This is a genomic window from Desulfobaculum sp. SPO524 (genome assembly GCF_044987625.1).
Lineage (GTDB): Bacteria > Desulfobacterota > Desulfovibrionia > Desulfovibrionales > Desulfovibrionaceae > Desulfobaculum.
Genome location: NZ_JBJDSB010000001.1, coordinates 775,994 through 791,304, shown reverse-complemented (window position 1 = coordinate 791,304; position 15,311 = coordinate 775,994). Strand labels below are relative to the sequence as shown.

Below are 15,311 nucleotides of genomic sequence, written 5' to 3'. Positions count from 1 at the left end.
CGCCATGTCGGGTGTTTTTCCTCCATCCAGCCGTATGTGAACAGCCTCACAACCCGCCCGGAAGGGGTGTAACCTTGTGGCTACACTCACGGGAATACGTCGTGCCAATCCCTAGTGCCCAGCTTGGTTTTCTGCCGGCGCTGCGGTGAAGACGGAGCAGGGGGCATATGCGGGGCCTCGATTGGGTGCGAGAGTTGGGCGTCTTTCTCTGCTGTGGACATGTAATTGACTGTTATAAATGAATATAACATGCCTTGCGCAGGGCGGAGTGTGGTGGTTTCTCTGCGTGATGCAGATGGTGATTGGGATGCAAAGTGTCGGCTGTGCGACGCGCAGTGGGGCGAATTTCCGAGGGCTGAGGTTTACAGGGTGTAGCTTGGAGTTAGCAGTTTGGGGAAGGGATGGAAATGACGATGCAGGGAATAAAGCGAGTGAATTCGGGCTGTTGTCCTCGATTGTTCTTTTTGGAACGATGGTTGCTCTAAGGGGAGTGCTGCGCTCAGGGCAGACAGCGGGTCCGGGACAACCGTTCTCCCTGCCTACGGTAACGTGCTGACCCCACGGTCTTGCCTTGAGCGACATATCTTAAGGAGGATTCATGGCTTATGTCTGAAGCAAGTAGCAACGTCGTAGTGGATCAGGCGCAATCGTCCTGGTCGGACCTGTGGAAGAAAGAGGACTACCTTGCCATTTGGCTTGGTTTCTTCCTGCTCGTTATCGGTGGGCTGATTTACTTTAATAATACCCCTGAGGGTATGGACGAAACCTTTGCCGAGTGCAACGCCATCATGGCTGCCGAGGCGGAGCGCGCTCCGTTCAAGACTGTGGCGTACCTGACGGCGCAGGACAAGAAGGAAGGCGTTCAGGGCAAAAAGACGTCCATTGGCAAAACCATTAAGTCGTGGACCAGCAAGCCCGGCACGTGGTCCAGCAACCCGCTGGACAGCTTCTACATGAGCGCCGAGCGTGCCAAGGAAATGAACGCCAAGTACGCGCCCAAGTACGAGGCCGCCAAGCTGGCCGCCAAAGAGGCGCGCACCGAGGCGCAGATTGCTGAAGCCGCTGCCGCCGCTGTGGGCTTTAAGAGCGCGGAGCTGAATCAGGTTGCGCAGGACAAGATTGAAAAGTGGCGCGCCGCCAAGGGCTCCATGAAGTCCGCCAAGAAGAAGGTGAAGCATAAGGCCTTTAACCGCTTCCCCACCCTGATTGGCCTGATGGTCGTTATTGGCCTGCTGTTCTCCGTGGGCATGCGCTGCATGGGCGAGAGCGCTGGCAAGTTCTTCAAGGGCTTCTGCTTTGTCTTTACCCTTGGCGTTATTGCGTACTTTATGTCGTACCAGTCCACGATGAAGCACTACGGCATTGGTTATGCCGCGTGGGCCATTTTCCTTGGTATGCTTATCTCCAACACCATCGGCACCCCGAAGTGGGTCAAGCCCGCCTTGCAGGTTGAGTTCTACATCAAGGCCGGTCTGGTTCTGCTTGGCGCCGAGGTGCTGTTCAACAAAATTATCGCCATTGGCGTGCCCGGCATCTTCGTGGCGTGGATTGTGACGCCTGTCGTCCTCATCTCGACCTACATCTTCGGTCAGAAGGTGCTGAAGATTCCTTCCAAGACGCTGAACATGGTTGTCTCCGCGGATATGTCCGTGTGCGGTACCTCTGCGGCCATCGCCACCGCCGCGGCCTGCCGCGCCAAGAAGGAAGAGCTCACCCTCTCCATCGGTCTGTCCCTGGTGTTCACCTCCATCATGATGATTGTCATGCCTGCCATCATTAAGGCTACTGGCATGCCCTACATCCTTGGTGGCGCGTGGATGGGTGGTACCATCGACGCCACGGGCGCCGTTGCCGCCGCCGGTGCGTTCCTGTCCGAGAAGGCCCTCTACGTGGCCGCTACCATTAAGATGATCCAGAACGTGCTCATCGGTGTGACCGCCTTTGGTGTGGCTGTGTACTGGTGCACCAAGGTTGAGTGCGAAGCTGGTGGCAAGTCCATCGGCTGGATTGAAATCTGGCACCGCTTCCCCAAGTTCGTGCTGGGCTTTTTGTCCGCGTCCATCGTGTTCTCCATCATGTACACCAGCCTCGGCACCGATGCAGGCTTCTCCCTCATCGACCAGGGCGTTATCCGCGGCTTTAGTAAGATCTTCCGCGGTTGGTTCTTCTGCCTGAGCTTCGCGGCCATTGGTCTCGCCACCAACTTCCGCGAGCTGAAGGGCTACTTCCGAGGCGGCAAGCCGCTCATCCTGTACTTCTGCGGCCAGTCCCTCAACCTCATCCTTACCCTGACCATGGCGTACATCATGTTCTACCTCGTCTTCCCCGAAATCACGGCGAAGATCTAAAGCTGAACTGATTGTGCCACCCCTCCGGACGGGGGACAGTGTCCCCCGTCCATCCCTCTTTACGAGGAGGTAGAGAAAAAAATGGAACAGCAAAACAAGAGCCTTGCCCAGCGGTGGACGTCCTTCGTCGTAGCCCTTGGCGTGACGTGGTTGGTCGTCTTTGTGGCGTGCCCGGCGCTGGTCAACGCCATCCCCGAAATGCGCCAGATGGCAGACTTCGTGGATGAAACGAACATCGAAACCGGCGAGTTTTACTACACGGATATCGAGTGCGTGGGCCACGCCAATATCGGCGCCCGCAGCACCTTTGACTATATGCCGAGCGGTCCCCAGCCCGACTAGGCGGTGCGCCGCCCTGTGCCGCGCCTGTTTCGTGAGCGCGCAAGGACGCCACGCCTCCCCCGGAATACGGGACGAGGCGGGGGCGTCTTTGCGCGTTCTCGCGTTTGTGGGCGGGAGTTAGTGCTGGTCCGGGCCGCCGGGGCGGAGCATGCGGTCTACGCGGTGGCTGACGTCCTTCAGGAACACCACCATGCGCACCGTGGCCGCCAGCAAGTAGGCGAGGCATTCACCGGGCGATGTGCCCAGCCCATACACATTGCTGTACAGGTGGAAGACGACGGCAAGCAGGCCGCCGCAAAAGAGGAGCGACAGGACACCCCGGTGCATGCGGGCCAGCGCTTCCTGCCGCGCAATCTCGTCGCGGTGGCGCAGTACCGCGGTGGCGATAAGGGTCATCAGCCCCATCCACGCACGGCAAAAGAGGTCCACGCTCACAATGCCCATCAAGATGGCGGAAAGGATGCTGGACTGTCCGGTCATGCGTCCTCCTCGCGGCCAGAGACCCACATGATGCGCGTCTCCATCATATGGTGAGAATAGAGCGGGATGAAGCGCCCCGTCAAATCCTTCCGTCAGCAGGGAACGTGCGGCACGCAGGCCGTTGTGGCGCGAATTTTCCCCCTTTTTGCGCCCCGCAGCGCGGCGTGCGGATTGTTTACTTTGCGCCAATTCCCGTGGTACCGTGCAACGATGGGCCACCAGTGAGTCCAGAGGGATGACACCACGTCGAATGACCAGATGAAAGAAGGTGGGGCATGCTCAACACGCAGCGGCGGCAACGGGTACTTATCGTAGACGACTCCTCATTCAACATCAGTATGTTGGGTGAGGCGCTCTCGGACGATTATGACGTCAGCGTTGCGACCAATGGGACGGACGCGCTCTCAATCGCCGAATCCGACCCGCGCCCGGATCTTATCCTGCTGGACATCATCATGCCCGGAATGGACGGCCATCAGGTTTGCCGCGAACTCAAGGCCCGCCCCACAACGCAAAGCATCCCCATCATTTTCATCACCGCCATGAACCAAGAGGGCGACGAGACCCGCGGGCTGGAACTTGGCGCTGTGGACTACATCACCAAGCCCTTCAGCATCCCCATCGTCAAAGCGCGCGTGCGCACGCATCTGGACCTCAAGCGCAAGACCGACATTCTGGAGAACCTCTCCTCCTTTGACGGCCTCACCAGCATCCCCAACAGGCGGCGCTTTGATGAAGTGCTCGACCTCGAATGGCGCCGCGCGCTGCGAAGTGCGCTGCCTCTGTCCATCATCATGCTCGACATCGACTTTTTTAAGCGGTTCAACGACAACTACGGCCACACCGCAGGCGACGACTGTCTGCGCAAGGTCGCCAAGCTTCTCGCAGGTCAACTCAAGCGCCCCCATGACCTCGTCGCCCGCTACGGCGGCGAAGAGTTTGTCGTCGTGCTGCCGGAAACCGACTACGACGGGGCCTCCATCATTGGCGAAAGCATGCGCCTTGCCATCGAATCCAAATCCATCATGCACGAATATTCCGAGATCGGCAGCGTCGTCACCATCAGCGTTGGCGTCGCCGCGACCATCCCCAGCCAAGAGAAAAACGCCGACGAGCTTGTTCATACCGCCGATAAAATGCTCTACCGCGCCAAAGAAGGCGGCAGAAACCGTGTCGAAGGCATGGTGCTGCCGTAGGTCGCGTTGTGTGGGTCTTTGGCGGGGGATGGGAGGTGTGCCCGGGGTTTTTGTGCTCCGCAGGTTTAAGGGCCGTGGGCCCTTAAAAATCCCATGTGCGCACATGCCGGGTGCCTGTAGAGGTGGCGGTCGTCCCCCCTGACGGCTCCCGTCCGTGTGGATGGGGAGATTTTTTGGGGGGGCTTTGGCGCCGTGTGAAAGGCGGTGAGAATCCCTGTTGGCTGTTTGCATGAGGCAAGGCAAAAGGCAGAAGACCCCGCCCGCCCACCCCTGTTTTCGGGGCGGCTTCCGCCCCGAAAACTCTAAGGATCCTTAAGGAAATTATTTCCTTAAGTCGCCGAAGGCCCTCTTCCCTTCTTTCTCTCTTCCTCTCCAACACAAAAGGCCGCCCGGAGCGTACGCTCGGGCGGCCTTTATCTTCGTGTGGGTGCTGGGTTATTTTTGCATTTTTTTCTGCATTTTGGCCCAGGAGTCTCGCAGGGACGCGGTTCTGTTGAACACGGGGTTTTCCGGTGTGTGTTCTTTGCTGTCGGCGCAGAAGTAGCCTTTGCGCTCGAACTGGCAGATGAACCCAGGCTTGGCGTCTGCGAGGGAGGGTTCCACCACGCAGTTTGTGAGCGTGGTGAGGGAGTCGGGGTTCAGGTTGTCGGTGAAGGCGCCGCCTTCTTCGACGTCCATGGGGTTTTCCTTGGCGAAGAGGTGGTCATAGAGGCGCACCTGTGCGGGCAGGCCGTGCTGGGCGCTGACCCAGTGCAGGGTGCCTTTGACCTTGCGGCCGTCCTTGGACCATCCGCCCTTGGTTTCGGGGTCGTAGGTGCAGTGGATTTCGGTAATGGTGCCGTTTTCGTCCTTCACCACGTCCTGACAGGTGATGTAGTAGGCGAAGCGCAGGCGCACTTCGCGTCCGGGGGCGAGGCGGAAGAATTTTTTGGGCGGTTCTTCCATAAAATCGTCGCGCTCGATGTAGATTTCGCGTGCGAAGGGCACCTTGCGTTTGCCCATGGACTCGTCTTCGGGGTGGTAGGGCATTTCGAACTCTTCCACCTGATCCTCGGGGTAGTTGGTGATGACGACCTTCACGGGGTCGAGCACACCGAGAACGCGGGGGGCGGTGGCGTTGAGTTCTTCACGCACGCTATGTTCCAGCATGGCGATTTCCACGGTGCTGTTGGCCTTGGCCACGCCGATGCGTTCGCAGAAGGTGCGGATGGCGGCGGCGGGATAGCCACGGCGGCGGATGCCGCTGAGTGTGGGCATACGCGGGTCATTCCACCCGGAGACGTGGCCTTCCTCCACCAGCTGGATGAGCTTGCGCTTGGAGAGGATGGTGTGGGTGAGGTTCAGGCGCGCGGCTTCGTACTGGTGCGGGCGCGGGGCGATGCCGAGGGTATCGAGCACCCAGTCGTAGAGTGCGCGGTTGTTTTCGAACTCCAGCGTGCAGATGGAGTGGGTGATATTTTCGATGGCATCGGAGAGGCAGTGCGCGAAGTCGTACATGGGGTAGATGCACCATGCGTCGCCTGTGCGGTGATGGTCCACCTTGCGGATGCGGTAGATGGTGGGGTCGCGCAGGACGATGTTGGGGTGCGCCATGTCGATTTTGGCGCGCAGCACGTGGGTGCCTTCCTCGAATTCACCGGCCTTCATGCGGCGGAAGAGGTCGAGGTTTTCTTCGACGGAGCGGTTCCGGTAGGGGCTATCCTTGCCGGGTTCCTTGAGGGTGCCTCGGTACTGGCGGATTTCCTCTGCGGAGAGGTCATCCACGTAGGCCTTGCCGAGCTCGATGAGCTGTTCGGCGTAGGCGTAGAGCTTATCGAAGTAGTCGGATGCGAAGAATTGGCGGTCTTCCCAGTCGAACCCGAGCCAGCGCACGTCTTCCTTGATGGATTCGACGTATTCGACGTCTTCCTTCACGGGGTTGGTGTCGTCAAAGCGCAGGTTGCACTTGCCGCCGTACTCTTCGGCGAGGCCGAAGTTCAGGCAGATGGCCTTGGCGTGGCCGATGTGCAGGTAGCCGTTGGGTTCCGGGGGAAAGCGGGTGTGGACGGAGCTGACGGCCTTGGATGCAAGGTCTTCGTCGATGATGGCCCGGATGAAATGCTTGACGCGACCGGTTTCGTTCGTCTCTGGCGCTGCCATGTTGTGGTACCTCTGTATGAATTCGTTCAGGGGCGCGGAGTACCCCTTAGTATCGCATGAATTGACAAGCCGGGCCAGCACGGTGCGCGTGGCACGCAGCTCGGCTGCCCGTGAATACGGAAAAAGCACAGTTCGGTCAAACGGCTGGCGCGGATTCTGTGGCCGTACGGCGCCGCGCAGGCCGCGTTATTTGTCCGGTTCGGCGACCATTTCCGAAGCTATGGCGCCGAGGGTGGACAGGCCGTTTTCAATTTCCGGCGTCCACGCGCCGCCGCAGCTGAGACGGATGAAGTTCTTGAACTTGTCCTGTGTGGAAAAAATGCTGCCTGGGGCGATGCCCACGCCTGCGGCTTTGGCCTTGTAGAAGTATTTGACGGAGTCCACGCACTCGGGGAGTTCCACCCACAGCACCATGCCGCCTTGGGGGCGGGTGACGCGGGTACCGGGCGGAAAGTGGCGGCCCATGTGTAGGTGCATGGTGTCGGCCTGCTTGGCAAAGGCGGAGCGCAGGCGCTTGCTGTGCCGCTCGTAGAGGCCTTGGCGCAGAAATTCGGCAATGGCCATCTGGCTGGGGCTGGCGACGCAGACGTTGGTTGTGGCCTTGATTTCCATGGCCTTGTCGCGGAAGCGGCCGGGCACCATCCAGCCCACGCGGTAGCCGGGGGCGATGGTTTTGGAAAAGGACGAGCACAGAACAACAAGGCCCTTTTCGTCGTGGCGCTTGAAGGTGCCGGGACGCTCGGGGCCAAAGTGCAGGTCGCCCGCCACGTCGTCTTCCACAAGGGGAATCTCCCGCTCGGCGAGCATATCCACAATTTCTTTTTTGGCATCGTCCGGGGTCAGACTGCCGTCGGGATTATTGAAATTGGGCGAGAAGATGCAGGCGCTGATGTCGTACTTGTCCAGCACCTCGGCAAGCTCTGCCGGGGCGATGCCGCAGTTGGGGCAGGAGGACACCTCCACCACACGCAGGCCAAGGGTCTCCAGCAGTTGGAGAAAGCAGTAGTACGTGGGCGATTGAATACAGACGATGTCGCCGGGCCGCGTGAGCGAGCGCAGGGTGATGTAGACGGCCTCGATGGCGCCGTTGGTGACCATGATGTCGTCGGGGCGGAATCGCTCGCCGCGTTCAAGACCCTGATAGGCCAGTTGCTTGCGTAGTTCCGGGTTGCCGGAGACGGTCTCGTAGGCCAGCGGCGCGCCGGGGTCTTCGCGCAGCACTTGGTTCATGATGCGGTTCATGGACTTGCCGGGCAGCAGTTCGGTGCCGGGGCAGATGACGCCGAGGGGAACAATTTCCTTATTTCCCACCGTCTCCAGCACGGTGAGGATGAGCTTGTTGCGGCTGACACGCTTTGGCTCTGCCGGGGTCTGCTCGCTGCGTGTGGGCGCGGGCAGACGGTGCGAGGCCGCGCGGACATAAAAGCCGGAGCGCGGGCGCGATTCCACCACGCCCTTCTTTTCCAGTTCCAAATAGGCCTGACTGATGGTGGAGATGGACAGGTTCATGGTGCGCGAGAGCGACCGCAGCGAGGGTAGCTTGTCGCCCCGGCTGAGGGTGCCGGACTCGATGAGCCCCATGATGTGCTGCTCCACGGATTGGTAGCGGAACTGCTCTTTCCAGCTTTCTGTCTGCACGGTCATATATCCTCTCCGGCAATCTGTTATGCACAGATTTTGGGCAATCTGTATCTGTATTGGGTGCAGTTTGCGGGAATCTGGCAGAAAGTCAAGCGCGGATTTCAAGGGCGTATTGCCGCTGGAAATGAGGCTGTGACAGGGTTGTGTCCGCTTTTTCCCAAGCGGGGATGAAAAAAACTGTCCCGGGTGATTTTTTTTGTATCTGTATCTGTCGCCGTAACAGTTGGTGTGATTAATTAGGCCTCGTCAAGACGAAATCAGTGGGCCTAGGGCACCCCTCCCAAACCCCACTGAACGGTATCCCTTCCCTATGCGAAGCCGTCAGGTCGGGAGTGTTGCGAATCGAATCCGAACCGGCGGTAACAGGGCCGTAGCGAAAGCTGCGGCCCTGTCTTTTTTTTTAGCGCCCCCAGCCATGCGGCTGGGGGCGCTTTTTCTGTTTTGGCCCGGCATGGGCGGATATTGCACGCCAGTGCCACGCTGTGTTGCCCACCTCCATACCGTGGAGCACCGGCAGTAACTGTCCGTGACGTTTGGCGCGTCGTTGCTTCGCGCCGGAGATTATGGCTATACTTCATGTGTGGTGTGCCCGGCTGCGGCCGGGAGAGGTGGCAATAATGCTCCTTTTCGACAGCCGGAGGTGCCGGATGGCGTGGAAGGATTGTGGATTACGGGTCAAGTTTGGTGTTGCCTTTGGGGCGACGCTTGGATTGCTGGCGTTGGTGGGCGGTTGGGGCATCCTTGGGGTGAACCAGATTGTCGGCAACGCACATCAGGTTATTGTGGGCAATGCCCTGCGCGGCGAGTTGAACCAGCGCATCGTGGACCACATGCAATGGGCCGAGAAGGTGACGGCCTTCCTGACTGACGAGTCCGTGCGCAATCTTGATGTGCAGACTAATCATACACTGTGCGGATTCGGCAAATGGTATTATGGTGAAGGTCGGGCCAAGGCCGAGGCGCTCATCCCCGGTCTTGCTGGGCCGCTGGCCGAGGTGGAGGCCCCGCACCGCGCCCTGCATGAATCCGCCGTGACCATCGCCAAGCGGTTTAGCCACGTGGACCCGCAGCTAGCGGCGTTTTTGAACGCGCGCAAGGCGGAGCACCTGCAATGGGTGAACGCCGTACAGGCGGCGCTGCTGGCCGGAGCGCGGCAGGTGGATGTGGAGATGGACCCCTCGCATTGCGCCCTTGGCGTGTGGATGGCGTCGCCGGAATGCGCGGCGCTTGAGGGCGAATATCCGGGCTTTGCGCAGGCTCTGGAAGCGGTGCGTGCTCCGCATGCGGCGCTGCATGCCTCGGCGGGGCGGATAAACGCCTTGCTGGGCGCGGGCCTTGTGGCGCAGGCGCAGCAGTACATGGCGGACGAGGTTATGCCCCACGCGCGGGCGACCCTTGCGGCGCTGGATGGCGTCATTGCGTGGCATGGGCAAAAGATGCAGGCCCGCCGGGCCGCGTTGGAGGAGTACAACACGGTAACGCGTCCGAACCTGGAACGGGTGCAGACCCTGCTGGGCACAGCGCAGAAAACCATTACCAGCAGCATTATGACGGACCAGCAGATGCTGGACGCCGCGCAGACCACACAGATTGGCATAACAGCGCTGAGCGCTGTGGCGTTGCCCCTTGGCCTTGTGCTGGCGATCATCATTTCCAACGGCATCATGAATCCGCTGCGCGAGGGCGCGCGGTTTGCCGAGTCCTTTGCGCAGGGCGATTTGACGGCCACAGTGGCCGTGGACCAGCGCGACGAGGTGGGCCGCCTTGCGGCGTCCATGCGGACCATGGGCGACAAGCTGCGCACCGTGGTGCAGGACGTGCAAAACGCCACGGAGCATGTGGCCTCGGGCAGTGAAGAGCTGTCCGCTTCGTCCCAGAATATGTCGCAGGGGGCGACGGAGCAGGCGGCATCCGTGCAGGAAGTGTCCTCTTCCATGGAGCAGATGACGTCCAACATTGCCCAGAATGCCGACCACGCGCGCCGCACTGAGGAGCTGGTGGTCAAGGCCGCGGCGGAGACGGAGCAGGGCGGCAAGGCGGTGCGCCAGACGGTGCGGGCCATGCGTGAGATTGCGGAGAAAATAGGCATTGTGGAGGAAATAGCGCGCCAGACGAACCTGCTGGCCCTGAATGCGGCCATTGAGGCGGCGCGGGCCGGGGAGCACGGCAAGGGCTTTGCCGTGGTGGCGGCGGAAGTGCGCAAGCTGGCGGAGCGCAGCGGCGAGGCGGCCAAGGAAATCAGCGAGCTGTCCGGCTCCAGCGTGGATGTGGCGGAGGAAGCGGGTGAGAAGCTGGCGTCCATTGTGCCGGACATCCAGCGCACCGCAGAACTGGTGCAGGACATTGCAGCGGCCTGCGCGGAGCAGCGGCAGGGCGCGGAGCAGATTAGTTCGGCCATAAGCCAGCTTGATCAGGTTATCCAGCAGAACGCGGCGGCGTCAGAGCAGATGGCCGCCACGTCCGAGGAGCTGTCCGCGCAGGCGGAACAGTTGCAGAGCGCCATGGGATTCTTTGTTGTGGATGGTGGCGGCGCACATGCCCCGCGGCTCGCGCCACCCGAAAGGCACGGCGGCAGGGCGCAGACGACGGCGGGCGCACAGCGCGCAGCGGTGGCCAGCGGCGCGGCGCAAAAGCGGGAGCAGTCGTCCCGCTCAGGGCCGGACGCCGCCACGGGCAAAACAGCGGACGGCGCGCCTGAGAAGGGCGCGGGCCAAACGGCGGGCCAGCACTCCGGCGCGCCTACGGGTGGTGTCACGTTGGATATGGAGGGCGAGAGTGAGGACGACGACTTCCAGCGGCTGTAAATTGTGGCCCTGCGCCTGTGGAGGCGTGGGGTGATCGTCGCGCGGCTTCAGGGCGGGCTGGGCAATCAGATGTTCCAGTACGCTGCGGGTCGCGCCCTTGCGGCGCGGTGGGGTGTCCCACTGCGCCTTGATGTGTCGGGGTTTCCTGATATGCGGGGGCGGGAATGCCATATCTTTCGTTACCCCGTTGCGGCGCGGCAGGCCGAACCTGCCGATGTGGCGGCTTTTCCGCCTGCGCCGCCGCCACGAGGGCGCGTGGCGCGCTGGGCAGGGGCGCTTGCCGCGCGCGTGTTCGCGCCGCGTCCGGCCATGGGCGTTCCGGTCACGTTTTGCGAGGGACCGGGCAGGGGGCTGTCCCAGTTTCGGGCCCTTGGCGATAGCGTGTACCTGCAGGGCTATTGGCAGAGTGAAGCGTATTTTTCCGGCATTGCCGAGGAGGTGGCGCGGGAATTGACCTTCCTCGCGCCGTATGCGGGCGCGAATGCGGCGCTGGCCGCGCACATGCAGGCCACCCGCAGCATCAGCGTGCATGTGCGGCGCGGGGATTATGTGACGGACCCGGAGCTTGCGGGGCTGTATGCGGAGCTGACTCCCGCATGGTATGCGCGGGCCGTGGCCGCGGCCTGCGAGGGGCTGGACGACGCGCATGTGTTTCTCTTTTCCGACGACCCGGATTGGGCGCGTGACAATCTGGACCTGCCGCATCCTGTCACCTGTGTAGAGGGCAATGCAGGCGCGCCGTGGGAGGATATTCGCCTCATGAGCCTGTGCAAGCGCCATGTCATCGCCAATTCCAGCTTCAGTTGGTGGGGGGCGTGGCTGGACCGCCGTCCGGACAGCGTAGTGGTGGCCCCGCGCCAGTGGTTTGGTCCCCGCCGGGCCGCGCGGAGGAGTCGCGACATCTGCCCCGCGCGCTGGAGGCTGGTATGAACGCGCCGCCCGTGGTGAGCATCCTGCTGCCGGTGCGAAATGGCGGCGCATGGCTGGGCGCGTCCCTTGAGAGTGTGTTGGCGCAGACGCTGACGCGCTGGGAGTGCCTTGTGGTGGACGACGCCTCAACGGACGCCACTCCGGATATTTTGGCCCAGTACGCCGACAGCCGCATCCGGGTGCTGCGCAACAGCCGCCCCCGAGGTGTGGCATGGAGCCTGAACCGGGCCCTTGGCGCCGCCCGCGCCCCGCTTATCGCGCGGCAGGACGCCGATGATGAATCCCTGCCCACGCGCCTTGAGCGGCAGGTGGAATTTCTGCGCCAGTATCCCAGCATTGGTGTTGTGGGTACGGGGGTCCGCATGGTGGACGAGGCGGGACGCCCCGCCGGAGCGTACCGTCTGCATGAATACCACGCGCGTATCTCATGGGCGCTGTGCTTTGGGCATCCCTTCGCCCATCCCACCGTGTGCATGCGGCGGCGGGTCATTGAACAGGTGGGCGGCTATGACGTGACCTTTCTTGCCGCGCAGGACCATGACCTGTGGACCCGCCTTGCCGGACGCACCCGTTTTGCCAATATTCCCGATCAACTTGTGATTTACCGCAGACACGCGGGCGCGGTGAGCGCCGCGCGCCAGCGCCAGCTTGCGGCGGATGCCCGCGCCCGTGCGCGGCACCTGTCGTGGCTCATTGGCCGCGCGGTGGGCGAGGAGGAACTCTTTTGGAACCCTCTGCCGCATCCTGTCCCCGGTGAGGACGGCCTCTCCCGCGCCGAGGTGGCGCGTGGGGTGGCGGCATATGGAGCGCTGGTGAGCGAGGCGCGGCGGGCCTTTGTGCGCCGCATGCGCCTTGAGGATGCCGAGCGGCGCGCCGTCAGCGCCCTTGCGGGGCGCAGGCTGTGGAGTGTGGCGGCGCGGCTGTGGCGGGTGTCGCCCGTTCGGGCGCTGCCCTTGATGGTCCGCGCTGCGGCGCTGTGTCCCCAGCGGGCTATGCGCAGCGTTGGGGAGCGCCTGACGTGGGGGCGCGGCGTATGAAAATACTGCACGTTTCCGAAAATCTTGTTGAGGGCGGGCTGGAGCGGATGCTGCACCTGCTGTGCATCGGCCTTGGCCGCCGCGGGCATGCAAACGTCATCCTGCATGGCCGCCTGGAGGACAAAGACATCCCGCCCGAGGGCGTGGACGCCGTGTGTGTGGATGGCGTCACCGCGCCGCAGTGTTCGAACCTCGCCGCCCGCCTTGCCGGAGTGGAGGAGGTGGTGCGGCAGCACGCCCCGGATGTTGTGGTCATGCACCACGTCCGCCAGCCCGCGTTGGTGGAGGTTCTGCGCCGCGCCGCGCCTTGCGTGCGTATGGTGCATGATGTCGGCTTTGTCTGCCCGGAGGGGCGCAAGACCCTGCGCCGCGGCACCCGCAGCGGCGCGCCGGAACTCTGTCCGCATCCTGTGGGCTACGCCTGTCAGATGCGGGCCTATGTCCACCGGTGCATGCCGCGGCATCCCGCCAAAGGTTTGCCCATCATCGCGCGGCTTCGCCGCATGCTGGCCCTGCACCGGGGCGGCGTGCATATGGCCGTGCCCAGCCGCTTTATGCGGGCCATGCTGGTGCACAATGGTTTTGATCCAACGGCGGTGACGGTGCTCCCCCATTTTCTGTCCGCCACGCAGACGCCTGATGGACCGCAGGGTGGTCAGCATATTGTGTTTGTCGGCCGCGTGAACAAGGGCAAGGGCGTGGACGTGCTTTTGGACGCTGCGGCCCGTATGACGCTTCCGGCGCGTGTGAGCATTGTTGGTGATGGGCCGGACCTTGCGCCCATGCGTGAGCGCGCGCAGGCCCTTGGCCTTGGGGAGCGGGTGGTCTTTCATGGCTGGCTGGAGCGCGACAGGGTGCGGCGGGTGATGCGCGGGGCGGATGTGGTGGCGGCGCCCTCCCTGTGTCCGGAGGCGTTTTGCCTTATGGGGCTGGAGGCCATGGCCCTTGCGCTGCCTGTGGTGGCGGCGCGGAGCGGGGCTATTCCCGAGTGGCTGGACCATGGCCGCACAGGGCTGTTTGTGCCGCCGGGGGATGCGGACGCCCTTGCCCACGCCCTTGATGATATCCTGTCCGACCCGCACCGTGCGCGGGACATGGGCTGGGCGGGCTACCATGACCTTGTGGACCATTTTGACGAGGGGGCGGGCATTGCGCGCTGGGAGCGCTTCCTGCGCCATGTGAGTGAAGGGACTGACGGGCAGGAGGGCGGATGATGCGCATTCTTGCCATGTCGCCCACATTCCTGCCTGCGGTTGGCGGGGCGGAGCTTCTGCTGCTGCACGTCCTGCGCCGCCTTGCCCAGAGGCACGAAGTGCGCCTTGTCACCCCGCAGCTTCCGTGCCGTGTGGTGAAGCGCATTGGGCACAGCGAGTACGACGGGCTGGTGAATTTTGACGTGGTGCGCTTTGATGATGCGTGGAGCCTGATGCGCCTTCGCGGCCACCGCATCATGCGCGGGGCCATTGCGCCCTTTTCCCTGTCCGCCGTGACGGCCATGCACCGCGCGGTGCGGGATTTTGGGCCGGATGTGGTGAACGTCCACTACTGTATGCCGACGGGCCTTGCCGCGGTGTGGGCGCAGCGCGCTTTGGACGTGCCAACCGTTCTCTCCCTGACCGGGCGCGACGTTCCTGGGCCGGGCGTGCCGCCGCTGTGGCGGTGGTGGCACCGGATGGTGGGGCGGCGCGTGGCCCAAACAACGGTCATCACAGATTGGTGCCGCCGTGCGGTGTGGGGGACGAATTCCCCGCCGCTGCCGATTTTGCCCGGGGGCGTGGATTTGCCGTCCGTGGAGGACCCTGCGCGCACTGCGGCTATCCGGCGGCAGTGGGGCGTGCCGGAAGGGGGCGCGCTGCTCTTTGCGCTGCAGCGGTTTGACGCAGTGAAGCGGGTGGACGTTCTGGTCCGGGCCATGGCGCATGTTCGCTGCGCCGTGCCGGGTGCGGTGCTGGTCATTGGCGGCAAGGGCGCGGAGCGCGGCGCATGCGAGGCCCTTGCGCGTGAGCTTGGGCTTGAGGACGCCGTGCGCTTTGCCGGATTTGTCCCGGATGCGGATGTGGCTGCGCTGATGCAGGCCAGCGAGGCGTTTGTGTTCCATTCCACCTACGAGACCTTTGGCATTGTGGCCGCGCAGGCCATGGCGTGCGCCCGTCCGGTGGTGGCTGCCGCCGACCCGGCCGTGGCCGAGGTGGTGGAGCATGGCCGTACTGGGCTGCTGACGCCGATGCTGGACCACGAGGCCATGGGGCGCGCGGTGGTGGAAATCCTCACCCAGCCGGACCTGCGGCGGACCATGGGGCAGGCTGGACGCCGCAAGGCCAAAGCGTGCTATACTTGGGACGCTGTAGCGGCGGGATACGAGGCGGTCTTTCACGATGTGACCGGAGCGTGAGT

The 15,311-nt window shown here is 63.0% G+C and carries 11 protein-coding genes; 8 read left to right on the top strand and 3 right to left on the bottom strand.

Annotated elements, in window-relative coordinates:
• The first annotated feature begins 605 nt into the window (after window positions 1-605).
• Both ACI3L3_RS03320 and ACI3L3_RS03315 read left to right on the top strand, forming a co-directional pair.
• Window positions 606-2,348, top strand: coding sequence for a YeiH family protein (locus ACI3L3_RS03320; protein WP_404843673.1), 1,743 nt, complete (start codon window positions 606-608; stop codon window positions 2,346-2,348).
• Between the two features lie 81 nt (window positions 2,349-2,429).
• Entirely contained in the window at window positions 2,430-2,690 is a 261-nt protein-coding gene (locus ACI3L3_RS03315; RefSeq protein ID WP_404843672.1) for a hypothetical protein, read from the top strand.
• A 117-nt stretch (window positions 2,691-2,807) separates the two neighbouring features.
• On the opposite strand, the gene ACI3L3_RS03310 is transcribed toward ACI3L3_RS03315, so the two are convergent.
• Window positions 2,808-3,170, bottom strand: a complete 363-nt coding sequence (locus tag ACI3L3_RS03310) for a hypothetical protein (RefSeq protein ID WP_404843671.1) — start codon at window positions 3,168-3,170, stop codon at window positions 2,808-2,810.
• 275 nt (window positions 3,171-3,445) lie between these two features.
• On the opposite strand from ACI3L3_RS03310, the gene ACI3L3_RS03305 reads away from it, so the two are divergent.
• Entirely contained in the window at window positions 3,446-4,366 is a 921-nt protein-coding gene (locus ACI3L3_RS03305; RefSeq protein ID WP_404843670.1) for a diguanylate cyclase, read from the top strand.
• A 435-nt stretch (window positions 4,367-4,801) separates the two neighbouring features.
• On the opposite strand, the gene ACI3L3_RS03300 is transcribed toward ACI3L3_RS03305, so the two are convergent.
• The gene (locus tag ACI3L3_RS03300; protein WP_404843669.1) at window positions 4,802-6,505 is read right to left on the bottom strand and encodes a glutamine--tRNA ligase/YqeY domain fusion protein; all 1,704 of its coding nucleotides are present in this window, start codon (window positions 6,503-6,505) and stop codon (window positions 4,802-4,804) included.
• 186 nt (window positions 6,506-6,691) lie between these two features.
• On the bottom strand, window positions 6,692-8,149 hold the full coding sequence (locus ACI3L3_RS03295; RefSeq protein ID WP_404843668.1) for a PLP-dependent aminotransferase family protein: 1,458 nt from the start codon (window positions 8,147-8,149) through the stop codon (window positions 6,692-6,694).
• Window positions 8,150-8,793: 644 nt separating this feature from the next.
• Here ACI3L3_RS03295 and ACI3L3_RS03290 point away from each other — a divergent pair.
• The 5 genes from ACI3L3_RS03290 to ACI3L3_RS03270 are packed head-to-tail and all read left to right on the top strand — an operon-like array spanning window position 8,794 to window position 15,309.
• Window positions 8,794-10,950 (top strand): methyl-accepting chemotaxis protein, encoded by a 2,157-nt coding sequence (locus ACI3L3_RS03290; protein WP_404843667.1) that lies wholly within the window; start codon window positions 8,794-8,796, stop codon window positions 10,948-10,950.
• 30 nt (window positions 10,951-10,980) lie between these two features.
• Window positions 10,981-11,880, top strand: coding sequence for an alpha-1,2-fucosyltransferase (locus ACI3L3_RS03285; protein WP_404843666.1), 900 nt, complete (start codon window positions 10,981-10,983; stop codon window positions 11,878-11,880).
• Window positions 11,877-12,917 (top strand): glycosyltransferase family 2 protein, encoded by a 1,041-nt coding sequence (locus ACI3L3_RS03280; protein ID WP_404843665.1) that lies wholly within the window; start codon window positions 11,877-11,879, stop codon window positions 12,915-12,917. The genes ACI3L3_RS03285 and ACI3L3_RS03280 overlap by 4 nt, the downstream gene beginning before the upstream one ends.
• Window positions 12,914-14,131: a glycosyltransferase family 4 protein gene (locus ACI3L3_RS03275; RefSeq protein ID WP_404843664.1), complete on the top strand. Its 1,218-nt coding sequence runs from the start codon at window positions 12,914-12,916 to the stop codon at window positions 14,129-14,131. The genes ACI3L3_RS03280 and ACI3L3_RS03275 overlap by 4 nt, the downstream gene beginning before the upstream one ends.
• Window positions 14,128-15,309 carry a glycosyltransferase family 4 protein gene (locus ACI3L3_RS03270; RefSeq protein WP_404843663.1) on the top strand — a complete coding sequence of 394 codons (1,182 nt, stop codon included), beginning with the start codon at window positions 14,128-14,130 and terminating at the stop codon, window positions 15,307-15,309. Before ACI3L3_RS03275 ends, ACI3L3_RS03270 begins: the two co-directional genes overlap by 4 nt.
• Window positions 15,310-15,311 lie beyond the last annotated feature (2 nt).